We start from the raw sequence: 19,802 nt of genomic DNA on the forward strand, positions 1-19,802 counted from the left end.
GCTGAGTCCGTAAACTAGAGAAAAATCACAAAAAATTCATGATTGTATTGTTATTCTTTTAGTCAGATTAAAGTCGATAAAGCTTATTGACGCTTCGTGATGATTAAAAACGAGAATGGTATGAATCAATTTTCTGAAGAGGACTTATCCAGAATTATAGAAATGGCTTGGGAAGATAGAACTCCTTTTGAAGCTATTTTATGTGAGTATGGTTTAAATGAAGCGGCGGTGATCCGCTTGATGCGGCAAAATATGAAAGCATCGAGTTTTAAAATGTGGCGTGGACGCGTCACCGGCCGAAAAACCAAACATCTGCAACTGCGTTCACCCGACGTGATACGGGCCTATTGTTCACGGCAATACAAGCGTTTCTAAGCGTTTGATTTTGACCGCTGTCTGGACTCACGTTTACATCGTTCAGAACAGTATCTGACTTCCTCCCAGCAGCGTTGCCATTTTTTGCGCCAAGTAAAAGGACGCAAACAGTGCATACAGATTTTTTCAGGAAAATGCTGTTTTTTCATGGTTTATAACTCATTGATCTGGCTAAGAAGTTGCTGGGCATGGCTGATAATCTGCTGCCGATCTTTAAGTTTATCTAGCTGTCGATAGATCATGCCCATACGTGGATGAGTACGGAATGTCTCCTCATTCCTGATCATGAAATACCAGTACAGGCTATTGAACGGACAGCTATCTGGTTCGGTGCGAGTTTTGACATTGTAGCTACAGTGCTTACAGTAATCGGACATCTTATGGATGTAATTGCCCGAGGCCGCATAGGGTTTGCTGGCCATCAAGCCGCTATCGGCATGCATTACCATGCCCAAGGTGTTCGGTAGTTCTACCCATTCATAGGCATCGGCATAGACTGCCAGATACCACTCGCTGATCTGCTGCGGGTCTACACCAGTTAATAAGGCAAAATTGCCAGTCACCATCAAACGCTGGATATGATGTGCATAGGCATGCAGAAAAGTATTACGGAAACACTCAGCCATACAGTTCATCCGAGTACGTCCAGTCCAGTAAAATTGTGGCAATGGTGCTGAGTGCTGCAGTGCATTGCGATTGGCATATTCTGGCATGTACAGCCAGTAAATTCCGCGAACATATTCGCGCCAGCCTAAAATCTGTCGGATAAAACCTTCCACTGCATTCAGTGGTGCATGACCGGCATGGTAGGCAGCTTCTGCCGCATCACAGACTTCTTTGGGCAGTAACAGACCACAATTTAGATAAGGCGAGAGCAGGCTGTGAAACAGCATGTCTGCACCCTGAACCATGGCATCCTGATAATCTCCAAAATGCGGCAAACTGTGGGTAATGAAATGCTCCAGTGCAAGCAGAGCATTGCTACGTGTGGTGGCCCAGCGGAAGTTGTCAAGGCTGCCAGAGTGACGGGAAAACTCGCGCTCAACCAGCTTAAGTACATCCAGATCAATCTGATCTCGTTCAAAATGAAGTGCAGGAGGTAATGGTGGACTGCCTGACCAAGCCTTACGATTGGCGCTGTCATAATTCCACTGTTCTCCAAACGGTTGTTGTCCCTGCATCAAGTAGCCAGTCTGTTTACGCATTTCCCGGTAAAAATATTCCATGCGTAGCGTCTGGTAGTGATTGGCCCAATGCTGGAACTGCTCTGGACTACAGAAAAAACGTTCATCATTCAGGCACTGCACTGGCAGTTGCAGATGCTTGCTCCAATGCTGTTCAATCTGCTGCTGTAAACGATATTCTCCGCAGTGCGTAATGACTATTTCTGTGACTGGTAAGAGTTGCTGCTGTGACTCTATGAAATCCAGCAGGCTACGAATCGGACTATCAGATTGAAAAGCATGGTAACGTACACGCCAGCCTTCTGCTTTGAGTTCTTTGGCAAAATGACGCATGGCGCTAAAAATCAGGGCAATTTTCTGCGGATGATGGGCGACATACGTGGCTTCCTCAACCACTTCGGCCATCAGGATCACATCCCGGGTACGGTCCAGCGCTTTGAGCGTAGCAAGCTGATGATGAAGCTGGTCACCCAGAATTAAACCGAAACGCATAGCCACTCTAGACCTGATCAAAGATAGCGCAGTGTAAATCTAGGCAGTTCAATTTTTTGTGAAAATAAAAATCAACCCACATGTTGAGCCAATTCAACTCGACCAGATAATCCTCTGACATCGCATAGGAATCATAATTGCTGCAATAAAAGACTGTTCATCTCTACAATGCTAAAGCCAGTTGATGAAACTTACTTTGCATGATTTCTGAGTTCATAATTGGTGTGAAAATTATGTGATTTTAATCAAAAAGATACAAATTATTATGCTTGTAATTTAGGTGGCGTGCACCTAGTATCTGGCTAGAAGTTACTCCATGTAAGCTTCCTTAGTTTTGTCCCATACATCCCCAGTATGGGATTTTTTTTAATCAGGGAATTCTCACGAGCATGCATTCAAAAGCGTATATTTTTAGACAGCAGCAATTATTGGTGGATGAGCATTTTCAGTTGCCGCAGGTAGCCAAACTGCAGCACGACTTGAACTTGACGGAAAATGGCGAGATCATTGCTCGTGACCTGAAAGAAGACGAACCGGTGCCTGAAGGTTATCAGCTGGTTCCGATCCGACAACTAGTGCAAGTCTGGAACAGACCACAATTTGAAGAGGCCAGCCGTGCGGTACAGTTACTGGAATGGCGCCGTAACCACCGCTTTTGCAGTAAATGCGGCCATGCCACCCAGCAACACGCCAGCCAGTATGCCATGGTCTGTCCATCCTGTGGCTATAACCAGTATCCACGGGTGAATCCCTGTGTGATTACCATCATTACCCGGGGCGAAGATGAAATTCTGCTGGCAAAAAATGCCCGCAATAAAACCCAAATGTACAGTCTGATTGCCGGCTTTGTTGAAGTCGGAGAAACCCTGGAAGAGGCAGTCCGCCGTGAAACCCTAGAAGAAGTTGGGCTGCAGATCAAAAACATTCAATATCTGGCCAGCCAGCCGTGGCCGTTTCCCAGCAATCTGATGATGGCCTTCAAGGCGGAATATCATACAGGGGACATTCAAATTCAGGAAAATGAACTGAGCGATGCGCAGTTTTTCAAATTTGATCAGTTACCCGAAATTCCGTTTAAGGGCAGTATTGCCTATGCCATGATTCAACATGTGATGCATGGAACGCCTGTAGCTGATGACAGTAAAGAATGGCTTTGAAATTTTGAACAAATAATATAGTGCGCATTCTCGTTCTTTTAAGGGCGAGTTAAGCCACTAGAAATTTAAAATTATTATATGAGTTATAAATAATATAAAGCGATAATATATAAATATTTTTATATTATCATCTTTGTTTTAGCTGTGAGTAGTTCATCGACTTAAATAATTTTGAAAATTTTTCCGCTTGAAGTACTTTGGAAAAACATTTCAAAACTGGGTCGAATATCTTCACCATCCACGGTAATATATTTGACATGGGAGCAAGACTGGCTAGCACTAAAATGGCGCTCAACCGTGGCCTGAATAGAATATTTGATACCAAATTGGTCTTTTACATTTAGATTTTGTTTAAACATTAGTTCACCTTTAACAAGATTATGGCAGAGCGGCTATTCAATTAATTAAGCAATATATTATTTTTTTAAACAACTTTTTGATTTAGCTTAAATAATTGATTTAAAGACGTATAAAATGTACGACCATCTAAATTTAAATCTACATCAATTCCAGATTCCAGCAGAACTCTTTTACCCACTTCAATTTCTTTAAAACCTTGACGTGTATTCTGCATTTTATTTAAGGGAATTAAAGAAACGATAATTTCAGTACCATTTTTAGATTTTGCAATTAATTCATTAACTTTTAACAATTTATATCCTGTTTTTATGATTTTTTCCAATATGGAACAACAACTTTTCTTTAAAATTAAAAAAGCACTGAGTAGTGCTTTTTCAACTCGTATTAGTGCTTATATAGCAACAATATTGACCGCATTCGGTCCTTTTTGACCTTGAGCAATACTAAATTCAACCTGTTGGCCTTCGAATAAGGTTTTAAAACCTGAGTTAGCAATTTCACTGAAGTGCGCAAAAACATCTGGACCTGATTCTGGTTGAATAAAACCAAAACCTTTAGTTTCATTGAACCACTTAACGGTACCTTTAACAACATTTGAGTTTGACATAATAAATCCTACTGATTTTTAATAATTTTTAGTCATTTTATTGACTGCATATAACTTTGAAAATAATAAAGAATGAAACTTAAAATCTGAAAAAAACGAAGAATTATGAATAAAACGACGATACTTAAGAGAGATTTAATGAAACAAGACTTTTTTCTAGTTGAGTTAACTATACCTTAAAAATAAAATTAATCAAGTTTTCTTATATGTATATTTAATTGCCTTATAAAAGATGATTGTTTCAGGAATTAATATGTTGATCTAGTTGACTTTTTTAAATAATACTATCGACAATATTGCTACATTGAATCTAAAAAAACAATCTACCGCTTTAAAAGGGGATCCAAGAAGAAATGATTTTCCCCATTTTCTCAGGCTTAAGATTGAAATTTCTCCTACCTTCATTCTGCATTTAATCTTCACGCTTTGTTCACATCGACTTGGGTTATCTTAATCATGAGATCCAACAAGGCTAAAAAATGAAGAAGCTATTCAAGTCGGTTTTTGCAGTTACAGCGCTGGCCATGATCAGCCTAAGCTTTACTGCTCGAGCTGAAACGGTCGCCCCTCGGGCGGTCGATCAGGTAGATATCAGGCAGTATGCTGGTAAATGGCATGAAATTGCGCATTTACCGATGTATTTTCAGCGTAAATGTATAGCTAATATCACGGCACAATATAGCGTCAATGCCGATCAAACTATCGGTGTATTGAATAGCTGCCGAACTGCCAATGGTGAGATAATTAGCTCTGAAGGTGTTGCGTATTCGCAAAACAAGGGGAACAGCAAACTGAAGGTCAGCTTTTTGCCTACAGGTTTAAGATGGATACCATTTAGCAAAGGTGATTACTGGGTATTGCGAGTAGATCCAGAATATAAAGTGGCGCTTGTGGGGGGACCAAGTCATAAATACCTATGGATTTTGTCACGTGAACCGCAACTGGATGAAGCCACCTATCAGTCCTATCTGGAAACTGCAAAACATTATGGTTACGACGTCACAAAACTTATCAAATTGCCTCATTAATCTGTTACCCTTTTGCCGAACTGATAAATCTCTCTACAGTTCGGTTTTTTTTATTTACTTCACATAAAATTCATATCTGACTGATTACACTCATCAAATAGAATAAAGACAACCGCTTAAAAGTAGGATGAGTCCATGTTGAAAAGCTTGATGCTATGGATAGACAGCTGGTCCATACACACATCGCCTGAAACGCTGACCGCTGAAAACAGCCAGATTCAGTGGCTCCGGATTTTGCCCTTTATTCTGTTGCATCTGGCCTGTCTCGCAGTGTTCTGGGTGGGGGTATCATGGTTTGCGCTGGGCTTTATGCTGGCGTTCTACCTGATCCGCATGTTTTCCATCACCGCTTTTTTTCATCGTTATCTGTCACATAAAACTTTTCAGACTTCGCGTCCGGTACAGTTCCTGTTTGTGCTGATGGGTACCATGAGTGCGCAGCGTGGCCCGCTCTGGTGGGCGGCGCATCACCGTTATCACCATCGCTATACCGATACCTTGCAAGACCCGCATTCCTCCACGCATGGTTTTTGGTACAGCCACGTTGGCTGGTTTTTAAATGAATATAACTTTGCCACGCGAAAAGAAGTCATTAGAGATTGGCTAAAATATCCGGAACTGATCTGGCTGGACCGTTTCAGTTTAATTGTGGTGCTGCTTACCGCGGGCGGGATTTATGCGCTAGGGGAGTGGCTGGCTGTGACCTGGCCGCAACTAGGCACCTCCGGCCTGCAATTGCTGGTCTGGGGATTTGTGGTCTCCACTGTGTTACTGCTCCATGCCACTTTGTGTATTAACTCACTGGCGCATCATTACGGCAGCCGTGATTTTGATACGGACGATCACAGCCGCAACAATTTATTCCTGTCGATCATTACCTTGGGCGAAGGCTGGCACAACAATCACCATTATTATGCCGGCAGTACCCGGCAGGGTTTTTACTGGTGGCAGATTGATGTGACCTATTACCTGCTGAAACTCATGTCTTTGTTCGGGCTGGTCTGGGGACTTAAGCCGATTCCGGCACGTGTCTATGATGTCAGTAAAATTGCCCGGGCTCGGAAACAGAAAAAAGCTGCCAAGACCGACACTCCGACTATTCATTCAAAGGAATCACCATGAAAATTGCAATTATTGGTTCAGGTATTTCCGGTCTGTACGCTGCTTGGAAACTCAGCAAAGCGCATGAAGTCACAGTCTTTGAAAAGAATAACTACTTTGGTGGTCATACCGATACACATCAGCTGAATATCGATGGTGAACAGGTTGCGGTAGACAGTGGCTTTATTGTCTTTAATGAGCATAACTATCCGCTATTCTGCGCCATGCTAAAAGAACTTGGGATTCAATCGCAAAGCAGTGACATGGGCTTTTCGGTGAATAATCAGGTCACTGGCTTACAGTACAATCCTTCAAAAAAATTCTCGTTATTGTTCCGACCTCAAAACTTTTTTAATGCAGATTTTCGTGCGATGTTGTCGGATCTGTTCCGCTTCTATGCCGCCAATAAAGATCTGGATGTCGAGCATGTCGATGCACAGCTCAGTATTGATGAGTATCTGGATCGGCATGGCTATTCCGAAGCCTTCCGTCATGAACATCTCTATCCGATGTGTGGAGCGCTGTGGTCCTGCCCGGTAGAACAGGCCGGACAGATTCCGTATAAGTTTGTGGTGAGTTTTTTCCAGCATCATCGCATGTTGCAGCTCAAAGACCGTCCTTTATGGCTGACGGTCAAGGGTGGATCAGCTCGCTACGTCCGTGCCATTCAGGCCCAGTGCAATATCACGCTTCGTAAAACTGCTGTGCATCGGGTGTCTCGCAGTGCCAATGATGTGCTGATTGAAACCCAACAGGGCAGCGAGCGTTTTGACTGGGTGATTTTCGCCAGCCACGCCGATGACAGCCTGAAACTGCTGAAAGACCCGACCGCGCAGGAGCTGGACGTGCTAGGCAAGTTCCGCTATCAAGATAACCGCATGGTGGTACATTCCGATACCTCTATCATGCCCAAATCCCGTCGCCAGTGGGCCAGCTGGCATGTACACGTCACGCCGACTCAGGTCACTGAACAGACGCCATTCCAACACAGTGGCACACATTATGGCTTTAGCTACTGGATGAACCAGTTGCAAAACCTGAACTGCAAAACCCAGGTCTTTGCCACCCTGAATCCTAATTTTGCCCTGAATCCAAAAAAAATCTGGGTAGAACGACATTACCGTCATCCCGTGTTTGATGCCCCGGCGATTGAAGCACAGCAACGCTGGGCCGAGGTCAACGGCCAAAACCGCACCTCATATTGTGGCGCTTACTGGGGCTGGGGCTTTCATGAGGATGGGGCGCGTAGCGCATCATGGGTAATCGATCAGCTATTAAAACAGGCTGAACAGGCAGCCTAGGAGTGCATGATGCAGATGTATCCACTGGCGATCGCCACTGCTGAAATCCGGCATCGACGTTATTTGCCCCAAGCCCATGCTTTTAAAACCCAGCTGAGCTATCTATGGTTTGATCCGGATCAACTCTCAAGCTTTACCCAAAAATCCTGGCTATGGTCTTCTAGGCACTGGAATTTCCTGACCCTAGATGAGCGGGATTTTCTGACCATGGAATATGGTTCGATTCGGCAGAAGATTGCACGCCTGCTCATTAAACGGGAAAACTATCTATTACCGCATGCCGCATCTATCCGGGTGCTGGCTTTGCCACGAACACTCGGCTTTCGCTTTAATTCTGTAGTGTTTTATCTAGTCTTTGATGCCACCGACCAACTGATATTTGTACTGAGTGAAATCACCAACACACCGTGGAATGAAAGACAGGTCTACATTCACGACTGCCGAAACAATGCAGACGAACATGCGCCATACCAGAGTCATCAGTTTGACTTTAAAAAGGTCTTTCATGTGTCGCCGTTCATGCCGATGGAGCTAGATTATCGTTGGCGCTTCAGCTTCTCTGATCATCAGAACGTGATTCATATGCAGCTGTTTGAGCAGGCCGTGCTGCAATTCGATGCCACCCTGAAATTTTCCCTAGAGGCCATCACAGTTCCTTCACAGCAGCATCGCTATGCTGTACTGAAAGTTCTTGAACCCTTCAGGATGGTCAGCGGAATTTATCTGCATGCCTTTCGTTTATGGAAAAAGAAAATTCCGTTTTACCGCCATCCTAAAAAAGAAAAAGGAAAGATATGACTATGAAAACACTGTTAATGGGAGAGCACACCGAACTGCCAGTGGTATTACGGCATTTGCTGAAATTGCGTCATGGTCAGTTAATATTTAAAGGTATCTGGAATGGTCTGGTCGGCGAAAACTACAGTGACTTACATGCTGTAATTCAAGTTCATGACGAACGCCTTATCGATTTGCTGTTCCGTAATGGTGTACTGGGGGCAGCAGAAGGATTTATTCGTGGTTACTGGAGCAGTGAAGATCTGGTTAACGTAATTCGTATTCTAGCACGTAATCGTGATGTGCTTGATCGGATGAATCAAAACGTAGTGGCAAAAGCTAGCCAGTTGGTACTCAAGGCTTGGTATAGATCCCGCAAGAATTCGATTGATGGTAGTCGTCAGAATATTGCTGAGCATTATGACTTGAGCAATGATTTTTTTAAATTGTTCTTAGATTCCAGCATGATGTATTCCAGTGCGGTGTTTAAAGAACCCTGTATGAGCTTGGAACAAGCTTCAGATTATAAAAAAGAACTGATCTGCCAAAAACTTCAATTGCAACCGATGGACCATTTGGTTGAAATTGGCAGCGGCTGGGGAGGCTTTGCCATTTATGCGGCTCAGCATTATGGCTGTAAGGTGACCACCATTACCATTTCCAAAGCTCAGTACGATGAAGCACGCGCCCGAGTTGCTGAAGCAGGGCTGTCTCATCGGGTATCTGTACAGCTTCAGGACTACCGTTTACTCGAGGGCAAATACGACAAGCTTGTGTCGATTGAAATGATTGAAGCAGTGGGTGAGCAATATTTACCAACTTATTTCCAAAAATGCCGCGAGCTCCTTAAGCCGAATGGTCTAGCGTTGATACAGGCGATTACCATTGAAGATGCACGCTATGTTAAAGCTTTAAATACGGTGGATTACATTAAGCGTTATATTTTCCCTGGTAGTTTTATTCCATGTATCAGTGTGATGACGCAAACGGCTTCTGAGCAAAAACTTCGTCTCAAACATCTGGAAGATATTGGTCAAAGCTATGCCCAGACCTTGCACTGCTGGCGTCAGCGTTTTCTGGAGCAACGTGATCAGGTGCTGCAACTTGGTTTTGATGAGCGCTTTATCCGCATGTGGGATTTTTATCTGTGTTATTGCGAAGGTGGCTTCCGCGAAGGTGTGATCAGCGATGTTCATTTGCTGTTTGAAGCCAGTGCTTACTAAGCAAAAATAAAACAGGAGGGCGGCATGCTGCTAGATTTATTTTTGCTCAATGTCTTCATCATGCTCTGTAGCTGGGTGTTGGTGACCTATAACCGCAGAGCAGGGCTGGTCGATGTCGCTTGGAGTTTCAGTATTGCTCTTAATGTGATTATTGCCGCTTGGGCGACTGACAGTGCACCACTGTTGGTTCGGTTATTTCTGGGACTGGCGAGTGGGATCTGGTTTTCACGACTGACTTGGCATCTGTTACGGCGCTATGCCAATGAAACCCAAGAAGACACGCGTTATGCCAACATGCGCAGAGCGATGGGGGGCTATCAGCATCTTGGTTTTCTGGTGTTTTTTATATTTCAGGCAGGTTTGGCGCTACTGTTTTCTTACCCAATGCTGAAGTTGTTAAGTATCTCGACCGAGCAATGGAATGACTGGACTTTGGTCACTGTTATTGTGGCGGGTATGATCATGCTCTCGGCTTTGATAGGCGAAAGCACTGCCGATCAGCAACTTTACCGTTTTAAGCTAGATCCACAGAATCAAGGTAAAACCATGGATCAGGGCTTATGGAAATATTCGCGTCATCCGAATTATTTTTTTGAATGGCTGCATTGGTTTGCCTATCCAGTGCTCGGTTTGGCAGCAGGTGCCTATGGATTATGGATTTATCCGCTGCTGATGTGGCTGTTTCTGTACTACATCACCGGGATTCCCTTTAGTGAACAACAGGCGCTGGCACATCGCGGCGACAACTATAAAGACTATCAACGACGAACTTCAATGTTTATTCCGTGGCCACCCAAACAGTAGGTAAATACATGGACTTTATGATTCAACAATCTTTAAAACTGGTCGAAAGCGGCAAGCTGCCCGATTCGGTCATTCGCGCCGGCATTCGCAGCCTAAGCAAAAAACGTCTGGCACAGGAAGGACGCTTTGACCCGGCACTGGCAGCCCGGCGCTATATGGATGTGCTGCATATGCTGAAAAACAGCGAGATTGCCATCGAGACCGACAAGGCCAATGAACAGCACTATGAACTGCCCACCGCATTTTTCCAGGCAGTACTGGGCAAGCGTCTGAAATACAGTGCCAGCCTGTTTGAACATACTCATACCACGCTGGATCAGGCGGAAGAAGCGGCACTGGCCAGCTATTGCCAGCGTGCACAGTTAAAAGATGGACAGGATATTCTGGAAATTGGCTGTGGCTGGGGATCTTTGAGTCTGTATATGGCAGAGCATTATCCCAAGGCCCGTATCACGGTGGTGTCGAATTCCTCGACCCAGCGCCAGTATATTCAGGAACAGGCGCGTCTGAAAAAACTGCAGAACCTGACGGTGATCACCTGCGACGTCAATGTGCTGCAACTGGAACCCGCGTCCTTTGACCGCGTGGTTTCGGTGGAAATGTTTGAACACGTACGTAATTACCAGAAACTGTTTGAAAATATCAGCAGCTGGCTGAAAGCGGATGGTCTGCTCTGGTGCCATATTTTCTGTCACCGTTTCCTGCATTATCCGTTTGAAGTGAAAAATGAATTCGACTGGATGTCGAGATATTTCTTTAGTGGCGGACTGATGCCGGCAGCTTCGACCTTTCTGCATTTCCAGCAGCATTTGCAATTAGAGCAGCACTGGCAATGGGCTGGCACGCAGTATGAACGCACCGCAAATGCCTGGCTGGAGAACATGGACCGGAAACAGGTCGAGCTGCAGCCCCTGTTTGAACAGACCTATGGTGCAGATGCCGCCATCTGGTGGCAACGCTGGCGGATTTTCTTTATGGCCTGTGCCGAGCTGTTCGGTTATGAGCATGGACGCGAGTGGGTGATCGGTCACTTTCTGTTTAAAAAGAAAACCGTATAATTGAATGGCGAATCGGATGGGCCAGCGGGGAATGCACCAATGTTAAAGCTGTTCAGGGACAAACACGATCATCCTCTGGGTGAGGTGTTTAACCGCTATTACTGGCTGCAAATCGGATTCATTGCCCTGTCTGTGGTGATCGGGATTGGCTGTAGTGCTTGGGTAATCAAGGGTTCCCTGCTCAGAACTGCACTAGAACAGGAAATGTCACACTACTGGCAGCGGCTGGAACGTAATCCGGCTGCTGAACTGCCCGACACCAAAAACCTGTATGGTTACCGCTGGAGCGATGTGCCGCCAGTCCAATTTCGCCACATGCAGCTTGAGCAAGGGGTGAACCGGCATTTTGTCGATGGCAAGGAGCGCATGACCGTGTATGGTGAAAAAGACGGACAGCATGTGCTGCTGGTGTTTGGCGAAAGCAACGTCAACAAGCTGGTCTGGCTGTTTGGCCTGGCACCGCTGATGGTCAGCCTGTTTGTGCTATATAGCGTATTGTGGTGGTGGAACCGTCGGGCCCGACGTTATTTTTCCCCGATTACCCGGTTGGCCAATGCGCTGGAACATATCGACTGGGAACATCAGAAAAATCAGGCTTCGCCTTTTCAGGACATCCGCACCGACTCCAATCTGGAAGCTGAATACCTCAAGCAGGCGCTGGAAAAATATCATCAGGTATTAAGCGAATTTATTCAGCGTGAGCGTGAATTTACCGGAGATGTTAGCCATGAGCTGCGCACGCCACTGACCATTTTAAAAGGCAATGTGCAGCTGTGTCAGGCACGCTATGGCGACAACAAGTCCTTTACCCGCCTGCATAACACCATTGAAGACATGCAGCTGCTGGTCGATACCTTGCTGGCCATTGCCCGCAATACCACCAATACTTTAACTGCTGAACCGACCATGCTTTCAGAATGTCTGGACAATCTGGTGCAGGATCTAGAGAGTGTCAGTCATAACAAAGGCATGCAGATTGACCTGCAAAAAGACCTCGATGAACAGCCGCGTAAACTTTACCCATCCATGACCAAAATGGTGTTTGGTAATATTCTGCGCAATGCGCTGAACTATTCACAGGGCACAGAAATTGATGTGATTCTGGAAAAAAATAAAGTGCTGATTGCTGACAATGGGGTCGGCATGCCTTTACCTAACAATTCTAAGGTTCAGGAACTGTCTGGCCAGCAGCTACAACTGGAAATCAAAGGGCATGGCATTGGATTGCAATTGGTGCAAAAGCTATGCAAACAGCTAGGTTGGCGTGTGGAGCTGTTTGACAGGCAATATTATCTTGGCACTCATCAGAATTTTGACCTGGCAATGACCACTGGACTGATTGTCGTTGTGTACCTAAATTAGGCTTCATCTTCGAAAGCAATCTTTAAACCAATCCCGGATATGGTGTGAATCAGCTTTTGTTCAAAGGGTTTATCGACCATTTTGCGTAAATTATAGATATGACTGCGCAGAGCATCACTTTCTGGCTCTTCGTCACCCCAAAGCTCCATCATAATTTCCTGTTTGGTCAGTACTTTAGGAGAGTGACGCATCAGTAGCTTCAAAAGTTTAAACTGAATAGGAGGCAATTCAATGTTCTGCCCAGCTCGAGTTAGCTGCTGTGTTGCTGGGTCCAAAATTAGGTCATGAATTTGCAGACGACTGCTAGATACTTCACCCAGAGAACGTTTGATCAGGGCCTTGACCCGAACCACCAGCTCGTTAAAGTCAAAGGGCTTGACCAGATAATCATCCGTGCCGGAATTGAAGCCTTTGAGTTTATCATCCAAGGTATCCCGAGCGGTAAGCATCAAGACAGGTAAGTCCAACCCTTCTTCATTGCGTAACCACTCGCACAATTCATAACCAGAACCATCAGGCAAATTAATGTCTAGTAGCAAGATATGGTAGCGTTGCTGTTTCAGTAATTGTCTAGCAGCACTCAGATTGCGGGCATGATCGACCACAAAGCCATGTTCTTCCAGAAACTCGCATAGGGTAGAGGCCAGTTCATAATGGTCTTCAACCATCAGGATAAAATGTTTCGACATAGCGGCAGATACTAATTTAATAATTGCTGTTTTAATTTAGCACTAAATGGCTGGGGACCCAGCCATATATTAAAATATTGTTGTGCCAGAGGATGTTTAAGCTGCCCTAAACCCTGCTGGTTCAGGGATAAGCTTAGGGTCTGTGTAGCATGGTCGTATTTTAAACGGTACAGGTCGCCTGATCTGACCGGACGATACAAATCAGTGATTGGGTTGAATAGAGCATGTATTTTTGCGTCTTTAACATTCCGTTTCAGTAAATGTGTGGCCGCACGCTTAAATGCCCATTCCGGAATATTCTGGGTATAGGAAAAGTCCATTTGTATATTTTGTTTTTCCCAGGACTGGCTACAGTTTTGGGCAAAATAACTGGCCATACCGACCTGTTTTTTACCCACCATCAGCGGACCATTGCCGCATTGATTCAGGCTTTGTGCCTGTGCCCATGGACAGAAGCTACATCCCATCACTAACGCCGTACTAATCGCTATTTTTTGAAAGGCAGTAGCCATGAGTAGACCCCTCCAACATAAGGCAGGGAACGGTACAGGCCGTTCGCAGGGTCCCAGAAATCCTGCTGGAAAATAATCTTGTTGTTTTCGTTGATCTTGATTTCACTGATACCGTAAGAGTCCATACTGCGGGTCGTGCCGAACATTTTAAAATCATAGGTCATATGCCAGTGCACGTAGGCAGAGTCCTGATGATAAGAAGCGTTTAACAGCTTGACGCTGACCTTGCTGACCCGTTTGTTCATGCCTTGAAAGTGCTCGAGTAGATTTTGACGGGATGAAAATTGCGATAGGGTATCGTTAATAAACAGCTGGTCGGCATACAGCGATCCGGCTCTTTCCACAAATTCTGGTGTGCCCAAGGTGTTAAAGGCTGAGGTAAAGCGGAGGCCGATATCCTGAGCTTTAGCCTGATCCAGCGCTATCCCCTGAATACCGTTTCTGGATTGGGCGTAATCGGCTGAATAAATGGGAATACTTTTACATCCGGCTAACAACAGAAGCGGCAAGGATAAGGCTGTAGCAGTTAGTGTTTTTACAAGTCTCATCATCAGTGTCCGTATGAAGTGTATGTTTATACCTTAGGCAGCACAGCGTGAACAGAATGTGAAATAGACGTTATAGATGAAGCAATTGAATAGAATTTTTCAAATCAAAGATTAAATGGTTAACTTTTTTCTTCGGCCATTAACCAATCAATGATATTCATAACATCACGATTTTCGTTATTTTTTCTGACCATTGCATAAAAATTATAGTCACAATAGATAAAACCAAAAGGGGCAATGATCTTTCCATTTAACATTTCTTTTTCTACTAGAATTTGAGGTGCTATGGCAATTCCTAACCCAGACACGGCAGCCTCTATCATTAAATTCAGACTATCAAAATAACGGTCATTGGATTTTGGGGAAAAGCTTATTTGAAACTGATCAAACCATGTATGCCATGCACTTTTATTTGAGTGGGTATGAAGTAATGGATAGTTTAAAAGATCATTTACGGAATGAAGAAGATTTATTTCACGATTACAAATAGGACCCATGTTATCGGGAAATAACAGATATTTATTCAAAAAGTTGGGAAGTAGATGATGCTCACTGACGCTATTGATAAATATATCAACCTTCTCTTTTTCTAACAATTTTAAATCATTACATGTCATTAATTTGATATGGATATTGGGATAAATGACTTCGAGCTTTTCTAATCGAGGAATCAGCCAATTTGCCATAAAACTATGAGAAGCGCCTATGACAACTTCTACTTCAGATGTCTTATTAGTTAACTCAAAGACGCATTGTTCTAAACGATTAAAAAGCTCCATACAAACGAGCGATAATTCTTCGGCATCCGCCGTCAGAGAGATGGTCGAGGAATGTCGAATAAACAATTTTTTATCCAACCATTCTTCTAACAGCTTTATTTGATGGCTAATCGCGCTATGGGTTACACATAATTCTTCGGCAGCTAAGCTGAAACTTTTATTTCTGGCGACAGCTTCGAAAGCTTTTAAAGCATTAAGAGGAGGTAATGTTCTGCGTTTCATGTTGTAAAATTTTCTAACACCATAAGCTCAAAATATATCAATTATCATCAAAATGAAAATATTTTAAGATCGAACGAGTTTTGATAGTAAAAGAGATATGAGATGACAACTCCTTATACAGGTAATGGTCCTGATGACTTGGGATTTTTTGGTAAATTTGGCGGATGTTACATGCCAGAGAGCTTAATGCCAGCACTTCAAGAATTAGAGCAAGCCTTTAATACTGTTCGGCACAAACAGGAATTTTGGGCTGAATATCAGCAGATTTTAACGGACTTCGTTGGTCGCCCTAGTCCTCTTTTTTATGCAAAAAACCTAACAGCTTATGCAGGCGGCGCTCGAATATATTTCAAGCGAGAAGATTTGAACCATACGGGCGCGCATAAGATCAATAATTGTGTAGGGCAAATCTTATTAGCCAAATTTATGGGCAAAACTAGAATCATTGCAGAAACTGGTGCTGGGCAACATGGTGTTGCAACAGCAACGGTTTGCGCGCTGTTTAAGATGAAATGTACCATTTTTATGGGAGAAACAGATATTCAGCGCCAACAAATGAATGTTGAGCGCATGAAATTACTCGGTGCTGAAGTCAAAAGTGTTCAAAAGGGTCGTGGGACTTTAAAAGATGCCATGAACGAAGCATTACGTGACTGGATTCGTCATGTGGATACAACCTATTACCTGTTGGGTACGGGTGCAGGCCCTCATCCATATCCCACCATGGTGAGAGAATTTCATAAAATTATTGGTTTAGAAGCCAAAAATCAAATACTCCTGAAAGAAAATAAACTGCCTGATGCTCTAGTTGCTTGCGTGGGTGGGGGATCAAATGCACTAGGGTTGATGCATCCTTTTCTAGAAGACCTAAATGTCAAAATGTTTTGCGTTGAGGCAGGTGGAAAAGGAACAAATAGTGGTGAACATGCCGCCTCTATTTGCAAAGGTCAAGTTGGTGTGCTGCATGGCAATTTAACCTATTTATTACAAGATTCAGATGGGCAGATTTTAGAAGGGCACTCTATATCAGCTGGATTGGATTATCCTGGTGTTGGTCCTGAGCATGGTCTTCTGTTTGAAACAGGACGTGTGACATATACGGCGATCACCGATCAAGAAGCGGTAAATGCATTTCAGCTTTTAAGCCAACAGGAGGGCATTATTCCTGCGCTTGAGAGTTCTCATGCAATTGCGTATGCGATTCAACTTGCTCAAGAAATGCAGCCAGAACAGATCATTATTGTCAATTTAAGTGGCAGAGGTGACAAAGACTTAAACACGGTCAAAAAATATCTTGCAGGAGCTACAGCATGAACCGTCTAGATCAAAAATTAGAGCAATTGAAACTGGAAAATCGAAGCGGTCTGGTCTGTTATTTTACTGCTGGAGATCCTAATTTTACAGAAAGTTGTCGTTTGTTAAGCCAATTGGGTCAAGCAGGGGCTGACATTATTGAAGTGGGTATTCCATTTTCTGATCCAGTAGCAGATGGAGAGATCATTCAGGCAGCGCATCTTCGGGCTTTAGATGCAGGTCTAACGGTAAAACAGACCATTGAGTTGGTAAAAGTAATCAGGCTGCATGATGACCAGACACCAATAATTTTCATGACTTATTTAAATCCGATTATGCAATATGGTTTTGAGACACTTATCGCCGAAACAGAAAATCTTATAGATGGAATCTTGATTTTAGATGCTCCATATGGATATCGAGAAAAATTTGAGGTGCAATTAAATGAAAAAAATATGCATTTAATTGCAATGACCGCGCCGACGACCTCAGTTGAAAGGTTAGAGCAAATTTCAGCGCGCGCGACAGGGTTTTTATATCATGTTGCAGAAAATGGCTTAACAGGAGGAGACTTCAATCTGTCTAATCTTGAGAAAAAGATGACTGAAATTAAGCCGATTTTTAATATTCCTGTTGCAATTGGTTTTGGGATCAAAAATGAAAGCCATGTTAAAGCACTAGCCAATAAAGTAGATCTTATTATCATTGGCTCAGCGCTTGTCGATACTTTTTTTAATAAGGGAATGAATGCGACTTTAGAAAAAGTGACGGTTTTTGCACAGATACTGAGACAAAACAAAGAATAGTCAGGCACCTTTCATAAATCTTCTTTAAAACCATAATTGAATATAAAACAATATTTTATCTTGGCCTTCTCCCGAAAGGGAGATGGAGCTTTATACGTGCATATTTTCTAAAAGTGATCGCTTTTAAAAATCACTATTATCATATAGATGTGACATGCGTTTTTGCTTTGTTTCAAGATAAGCTTTGTTAAAGATATTTAAACCAACTTTTAAAGGAATACGTTCAACAACATTAATTCCTAAATCAGTTAAAGATTTAATTTTAAGGGGATTATTTGTAATGAGTTTTACATTCTTTATTTTTAAATAATCTAACATAATGGTACACATATCATATTTACGAGCATCTGCTGGTAAATTTAATAATAAATTGGCGTCAAGAGTATCATGTCCTTGGTCTTGAAGGGCGTAAGCTCGAATTTTATTGGTTAGTCCTATGCCGCGACCTTCTTGGCGCAAGTATAAGATCACACCTTGACCTGCATCATTAATCATTTTCATGGTTGAATGTAATTGGGGGCCACAATCACATTTGAGTGATCCAAAAGCGTCACCTGTTAAGCATTCTGAATGAATTCTAACGAGTACAGGTTGATTAGAAATAGTACCCATGCCTTTGGCAAGAGCGATATGTTCTTCACCAGTACTTTGGTCTTGAAACGCTATAATTTCAAAATCACCAAATGCAGTCGGTAGTTTTGATTTTGAAACAAACTCTATAGCCATTGAAGAATACACCTATATAAATTTATATTTGGTACAATTTACTTAATCTAACTTGAAAGCATTGGCTAAATTTTTTCAGTCATAAATTTCAGCATTTAACTTCCAAGTAAAGAGTATGTATTTAATAGTGAATTTTTTGTGAAATATTAAGTTGACAAAATAACTAACCAAGCTAAAAAAAAATTTAGTTAGCCGAGGCTTTGTTGCTTAAATATGTAAGCATCTGATTTAAATAAATTTCATTTTGGATAAAAATAATAAAAACTTTTAAAACATATAGTTATGAAATCTTTGTGCAACAAAGCCGAACAGATGCCAAAATAATTGATCTGGTACAGCGTATTACACCAACAGGCTATACACAGGCCCTGAACTTTTTGACAGGTAAAAACGCCGCAAATAAAGACGTATTCACATGAAAGATGATTTTATCGTTTTAACCGAGTATGCTGAATCGAGTAATTTTTAAATTAAATAAAACTTCGATTTCAATGCTGAAGCATTCCGTTAAATAAAATGATAAGGAGCCCTACATGAGTGGTTCTCATAACCATGATCACAGTCATGTTGAAGTGACTGCAAAAAATGCCAAAAAATTAACCATTGCACTTGCCTTGACGTTCACCTTCTTAATTGTGGAAGTGGTTGCAGGATTTATCACACAAAGTTTGGCCTTACTGTCCGATGCAGCGCATATGTTTACCGATGCCGCTGCTTTAGCCATTGCTTTAGCAGCTATCAAAATTGGGCAAAAGCCTGCCGATGATAAACGTACTTTTGGCTACCAACGGTTTGAAATCTTGGCAGCTTTGTTTAATGCCATGATGTTGTTTGTGGTGGCGATTTACATTTTATATGAAGCCTATCAGCGTTTTAGTCAGCCACCTGAAATTCAAAGCTTCGGCATGCTGATTGTTGCGGCTTTGGGTTTAATCATCAATCTGATTTCAATGAAAATTTTGGTGTCGAGCAGCCAAGACAGCTTAAATGTGAAAGGGGCTTATCTTGAGGTGCTCAGTGATGCCTTATGAACCGTACCAGGTTTGTTGGAGACTTTTTTATTTAAGTTAGGCCACCTGACCTAACGGATTAATCTTATCATAGTACATTGCTTCAAACTCAAAAGGCGATACATAACCCAGTGCACTGTGTACACGCTTTTTATTGAACCAATCTACCCAGTTTAGTGTCGCAAGTTGTACATCTGCTAAACCGTGCCAATCCGCTTTTAAATATTCAATCACCTCTGTTTTGTATAAGCCATTCACCGTTTCAGCCAAAGCATTATCGTATGAATCACCAGTCGTACCGACTGATGCTCGTAAATTTGCTGCTTCTAAACGATTGGTATAACGAATGGAAAGATATTGCACGCCTCTGTCACTATGATGAATCACG

General features: G+C 42.9%; 23 protein-coding genes and 1 pseudogene. 13 read left to right on the plus strand and 11 right to left on the minus strand.

The window, feature by feature from the left end:
- Window positions 1–120 precede the first annotated feature (120 nt).
- Window positions 121–375, plus strand: coding sequence for a TIGR03643 family protein (locus VF675_RS09565; RefSeq protein ID WP_078194347.1), 255 nt, complete (start codon window positions 121–123; stop codon window positions 373–375).
- On the opposite strand, the gene VF675_RS09570 is transcribed toward VF675_RS09565, so the two are convergent.
- Window positions 372–524, minus strand: a complete 153-nt coding sequence (locus VF675_RS09570) for a DUF2256 domain-containing protein (protein ID WP_078194309.1) — start codon at window positions 522–524, stop codon at window positions 372–374. The genes VF675_RS09565 and VF675_RS09570 overlap by 4 nt on opposite strands.
- A 3-nt stretch (window positions 525–527) precedes the next feature.
- Window positions 528–2,051, minus strand: a complete 1,524-nt coding sequence (locus VF675_RS09575) for a cryptochrome/photolyase family protein (protein ID WP_440205143.1) — start codon at window positions 2,049–2,051, stop codon at window positions 528–530.
- A gap of 389 nt (window positions 2,052–2,440) precedes the next feature.
- Between VF675_RS09575 and nudC the strand changes: the two genes are divergently transcribed.
- Complete coding sequence (gene nudC, locus VF675_RS09580) at window positions 2,441–3,208, plus strand: NAD(+) diphosphatase (RefSeq protein WP_019837893.1); 768 nt, start codon at window positions 2,441–2,443, stop codon at window positions 3,206–3,208.
- A gap of 161 nt (window positions 3,209–3,369) precedes the next feature.
- On the opposite strand, the gene VF675_RS09585 is transcribed toward nudC, so the two are convergent.
- From VF675_RS09585 to VF675_RS09595, 3 genes are all read right to left on the minus strand, one after another.
- On the minus strand, window positions 3,370–3,567 hold the full coding sequence (locus tag VF675_RS09585) for a hypothetical protein (protein WP_019837892.1): 198 nt from the start codon (window positions 3,565–3,567) through the stop codon (window positions 3,370–3,372).
- A gap of 65 nt (window positions 3,568–3,632) precedes the next feature.
- Window positions 3,633–3,860, minus strand: coding sequence for a hypothetical protein (locus VF675_RS09590; protein WP_440205144.1), 228 nt, complete (start codon window positions 3,858–3,860; stop codon window positions 3,633–3,635).
- A gap of 99 nt (window positions 3,861–3,959) precedes the next feature.
- Window positions 3,960–4,175, minus strand: coding sequence for a cold-shock protein (locus VF675_RS09595; protein WP_019837890.1), 216 nt, complete (start codon window positions 4,173–4,175; stop codon window positions 3,960–3,962).
- A gap of 524 nt (window positions 4,176–4,699) precedes the next feature.
- Between VF675_RS09595 and VF675_RS09600 the strand changes: the two genes are divergently transcribed.
- The 8 genes from VF675_RS09600 (at window position 4,700) to VF675_RS09635 (ending at window position 12,829) form a co-directional block, all read left to right on the plus strand.
- Complete coding sequence (locus tag VF675_RS09600; RefSeq protein WP_440205152.1) at window positions 4,700–5,203, plus strand: lipocalin family protein; 504 nt, start codon at window positions 4,700–4,702, stop codon at window positions 5,201–5,203.
- 135 nt (window positions 5,204–5,338) lie between these two features.
- On the plus strand, window positions 5,339–6,325 hold the full coding sequence (locus VF675_RS09605) for an acyl-CoA desaturase (protein ID WP_440205145.1): 987 nt from the start codon (window positions 5,339–5,341) through the stop codon (window positions 6,323–6,325).
- The gene (locus VF675_RS09610) at window positions 6,322–7,605 is read left to right on the plus strand and encodes an NAD(P)/FAD-dependent oxidoreductase (RefSeq protein WP_440205146.1); all 1,284 of its coding nucleotides are present in this window, start codon (window positions 6,322–6,324) and stop codon (window positions 7,603–7,605) included. Before VF675_RS09605 ends, VF675_RS09610 begins: the two co-directional genes overlap by 4 nt.
- Before the next feature lie 9 nt (window positions 7,606–7,614).
- Window positions 7,615–8,403 (plus strand): DUF1365 domain-containing protein, encoded by a 789-nt coding sequence (locus tag VF675_RS09615; RefSeq protein WP_253104801.1) that lies wholly within the window; start codon window positions 7,615–7,617, stop codon window positions 8,401–8,403.
- Window positions 8,400–9,605 (plus strand): SAM-dependent methyltransferase, encoded by a 1,206-nt coding sequence (locus tag VF675_RS09620; protein ID WP_096901218.1) that lies wholly within the window; start codon window positions 8,400–8,402, stop codon window positions 9,603–9,605. The genes VF675_RS09615 and VF675_RS09620 overlap by 4 nt, the downstream gene beginning before the upstream one ends.
- Before the next feature lie 24 nt (window positions 9,606–9,629).
- Window positions 9,630–10,409 carry a DUF1295 domain-containing protein gene (locus tag VF675_RS09625; RefSeq protein WP_440205147.1) on the plus strand — a complete coding sequence of 260 codons (780 nt, stop codon included), beginning with the start codon at window positions 9,630–9,632 and terminating at the stop codon, window positions 10,407–10,409.
- An 8-nt stretch (window positions 10,410–10,417) separates the two neighbouring features.
- Entirely contained in the window at window positions 10,418–11,467 is a 1,050-nt protein-coding gene (locus VF675_RS09630; RefSeq protein WP_005177277.1) for an SAM-dependent methyltransferase, read from the plus strand.
- Window positions 11,468–11,506: 39 nt separating this feature from the next.
- The gene (locus tag VF675_RS09635; RefSeq protein WP_440205148.1) at window positions 11,507–12,829 is read left to right on the plus strand and encodes a sensor histidine kinase; all 1,323 of its coding nucleotides are present in this window, start codon (window positions 11,507–11,509) and stop codon (window positions 12,827–12,829) included.
- Here VF675_RS09635 and VF675_RS09640 read toward each other — a convergent pair.
- The 4 genes from VF675_RS09640 to VF675_RS09655 form a co-directional block, all read right to left on the minus strand.
- Complete coding sequence (locus VF675_RS09640) at window positions 12,826–13,518, minus strand: response regulator transcription factor (protein WP_111885226.1); 693 nt, start codon at window positions 13,516–13,518, stop codon at window positions 12,826–12,828. The two genes, VF675_RS09635 and VF675_RS09640, sit on opposite strands and share 4 nt — an antisense overlap.
- Before the next feature lie 11 nt (window positions 13,519–13,529).
- Window positions 13,530–14,030 carry a chalcone isomerase family protein gene (locus VF675_RS09645; RefSeq protein WP_407517116.1) on the minus strand — a complete coding sequence of 167 codons (501 nt, stop codon included), beginning with the start codon at window positions 14,028–14,030 and terminating at the stop codon, window positions 13,530–13,532.
- Window positions 14,006–14,578: a nuclear transport factor 2 family protein gene (locus VF675_RS09650; protein WP_440205153.1), complete on the minus strand. Its 573-nt coding sequence runs from the start codon at window positions 14,576–14,578 to the stop codon at window positions 14,006–14,008. Before VF675_RS09650 ends, VF675_RS09645 begins: the two co-directional genes overlap by 25 nt.
- A 119-nt stretch (window positions 14,579–14,697) precedes the next feature.
- Window positions 14,698–15,579, minus strand: a complete 882-nt coding sequence (locus VF675_RS09655) for a LysR family transcriptional regulator (protein ID WP_440205149.1) — start codon at window positions 15,577–15,579, stop codon at window positions 14,698–14,700.
- Between the two features lie 102 nt (window positions 15,580–15,681).
- Between VF675_RS09655 and trpB the strand changes: the two genes are divergently transcribed.
- Both trpB and trpA read left to right on the plus strand, forming a co-directional pair.
- Window positions 15,682–16,893, plus strand: a complete 1,212-nt coding sequence (gene trpB / locus VF675_RS09660) for a tryptophan synthase subunit beta (RefSeq protein ID WP_440205150.1) — start codon at window positions 15,682–15,684, stop codon at window positions 16,891–16,893.
- Complete coding sequence (trpA, locus tag VF675_RS09665; RefSeq protein ID WP_411687915.1) at window positions 16,890–17,678, plus strand: tryptophan synthase subunit alpha; 789 nt, start codon at window positions 16,890–16,892, stop codon at window positions 17,676–17,678. The genes trpB and trpA overlap by 4 nt, the downstream gene beginning before the upstream one ends.
- Before the next feature lie 123 nt (window positions 17,679–17,801).
- Here trpA and ribA read toward each other — a convergent pair whose 3' ends face one another.
- Window positions 17,802–18,404: a GTP cyclohydrolase II gene (gene ribA / locus VF675_RS09670; protein WP_004976959.1), complete on the minus strand. Its 603-nt coding sequence runs from the start codon at window positions 18,402–18,404 to the stop codon at window positions 17,802–17,804.
- 533 nt (window positions 18,405–18,937) lie between these two features.
- Between ribA and VF675_RS09675 the strand changes: the two are divergent.
- A pseudogene (locus VF675_RS09675) lies at window positions 18,938–19,432 on the plus strand (cation diffusion facilitator family transporter); the annotation flags it as partial.
- A 39-nt stretch (window positions 19,433–19,471) separates the two neighbouring features.
- On the opposite strand, the gene VF675_RS09680 reads toward VF675_RS09675, so the two are convergent.
- Window positions 19,472–19,802 (minus strand): integrase core domain-containing protein (locus VF675_RS09680; RefSeq protein WP_440205151.1); only part of this gene is annotated, 331 nt, incomplete at its 5' end.

Origin of the sequence: Acinetobacter sp. Lyrl_1 (assembly GCF_051948795.1) — a bacterium.
Taxonomy (GTDB): domain Bacteria; phylum Pseudomonadota; class Gammaproteobacteria; order Pseudomonadales; family Moraxellaceae; genus Acinetobacter; species Acinetobacter towneri.

Excerpts from the sequence above, each read along its gene's own strand:
- VF675_RS09575 (WP_440205143.1), bottom strand. The coding sequence starts at position 2,051 with ATGCGTTTCGGTTTAATTCTGGGTGACCAGCTTCATCATCAGCTTGCT.
- VF675_RS09610 (WP_440205146.1), top strand. The coding sequence starts at position 6,322 with ATGAAAATTGCAATTATTGGTTCAGGTATTTCCGGTCTGTACGCTGCT.
- VF675_RS09600 (WP_440205152.1), top strand. The coding sequence starts at position 4,700 with ATGATCAGCCTAAGCTTTACTGCTCGAGCTGAAACGGTCGCCCCTCGG.
- VF675_RS09635 (WP_440205148.1), top strand. The coding sequence starts at position 11,507 with ATGTTAAAGCTGTTCAGGGACAAACACGATCATCCTCTGGGTGAGGTG.
- VF675_RS09615 (WP_253104801.1), top strand. The coding sequence starts at position 7,615 with ATGCAGATGTATCCACTGGCGATCGCCACTGCTGAAATCCGGCATCGA.
- trpB (WP_440205150.1), top strand. The coding sequence starts at position 15,682 with ATGACAACTCCTTATACAGGTAATGGTCCTGATGACTTGGGATTTTTT.
- VF675_RS09565 (WP_078194347.1), top strand. The coding sequence starts at position 121 with ATGAATCAATTTTCTGAAGAGGACTTATCCAGAATTATAGAAATGGCT.
- VF675_RS09605 (WP_440205145.1), top strand. The coding sequence starts at position 5,339 with ATGTTGAAAAGCTTGATGCTATGGATAGACAGCTGGTCCATACACACA.
- nudC (WP_019837893.1), top strand. The coding sequence starts at position 2,441 with ATGCATTCAAAAGCGTATATTTTTAGACAGCAGCAATTATTGGTGGAT.
- VF675_RS09650 (WP_440205153.1), bottom strand. The coding sequence starts at position 14,578 with ATGAGACTTGTAAAAACACTAACTGCTACAGCCTTATCCTTGCCGCTT.
- VF675_RS09625 (WP_440205147.1), top strand. The coding sequence starts at position 9,630 with ATGCTGCTAGATTTATTTTTGCTCAATGTCTTCATCATGCTCTGTAGC.
- VF675_RS09630 (WP_005177277.1), top strand. The coding sequence starts at position 10,418 with ATGGACTTTATGATTCAACAATCTTTAAAACTGGTCGAAAGCGGCAAG.
- VF675_RS09620 (WP_096901218.1), top strand. The coding sequence starts at position 8,400 with ATGACTATGAAAACACTGTTAATGGGAGAGCACACCGAACTGCCAGTG.
- VF675_RS09595 (WP_019837890.1), bottom strand. The coding sequence starts at position 4,175 with ATGTCAAACTCAAATGTTGTTAAAGGTACCGTTAAGTGGTTCAATGAA.
- trpA (WP_411687915.1), top strand. The coding sequence starts at position 16,890 with ATGAACCGTCTAGATCAAAAATTAGAGCAATTGAAACTGGAAAATCGA.
- VF675_RS09585 (WP_019837892.1), bottom strand. The coding sequence starts at position 3,567 with ATGTTTAAACAAAATCTAAATGTAAAAGACCAATTTGGTATCAAATAT.
- ribA (WP_004976959.1), bottom strand. The coding sequence starts at position 18,404 with ATGGCTATAGAGTTTGTTTCAAAATCAAAACTACCGACTGCATTTGGT.
- VF675_RS09645 (WP_407517116.1), bottom strand. The coding sequence starts at position 14,030 with ATGGCTACTGCCTTTCAAAAAATAGCGATTAGTACGGCGTTAGTGATG.
- VF675_RS09570 (WP_078194309.1), bottom strand. The coding sequence starts at position 524 with ATGAAAAAACAGCATTTTCCTGAAAAAATCTGTATGCACTGTTTGCGT.
- VF675_RS09640 (WP_111885226.1), bottom strand. The coding sequence starts at position 13,518 with ATGTCGAAACATTTTATCCTGATGGTTGAAGACCATTATGAACTGGCC.
- VF675_RS09655 (WP_440205149.1), bottom strand. The coding sequence starts at position 15,579 with ATGAAACGCAGAACATTACCTCCTCTTAATGCTTTAAAAGCTTTCGAA.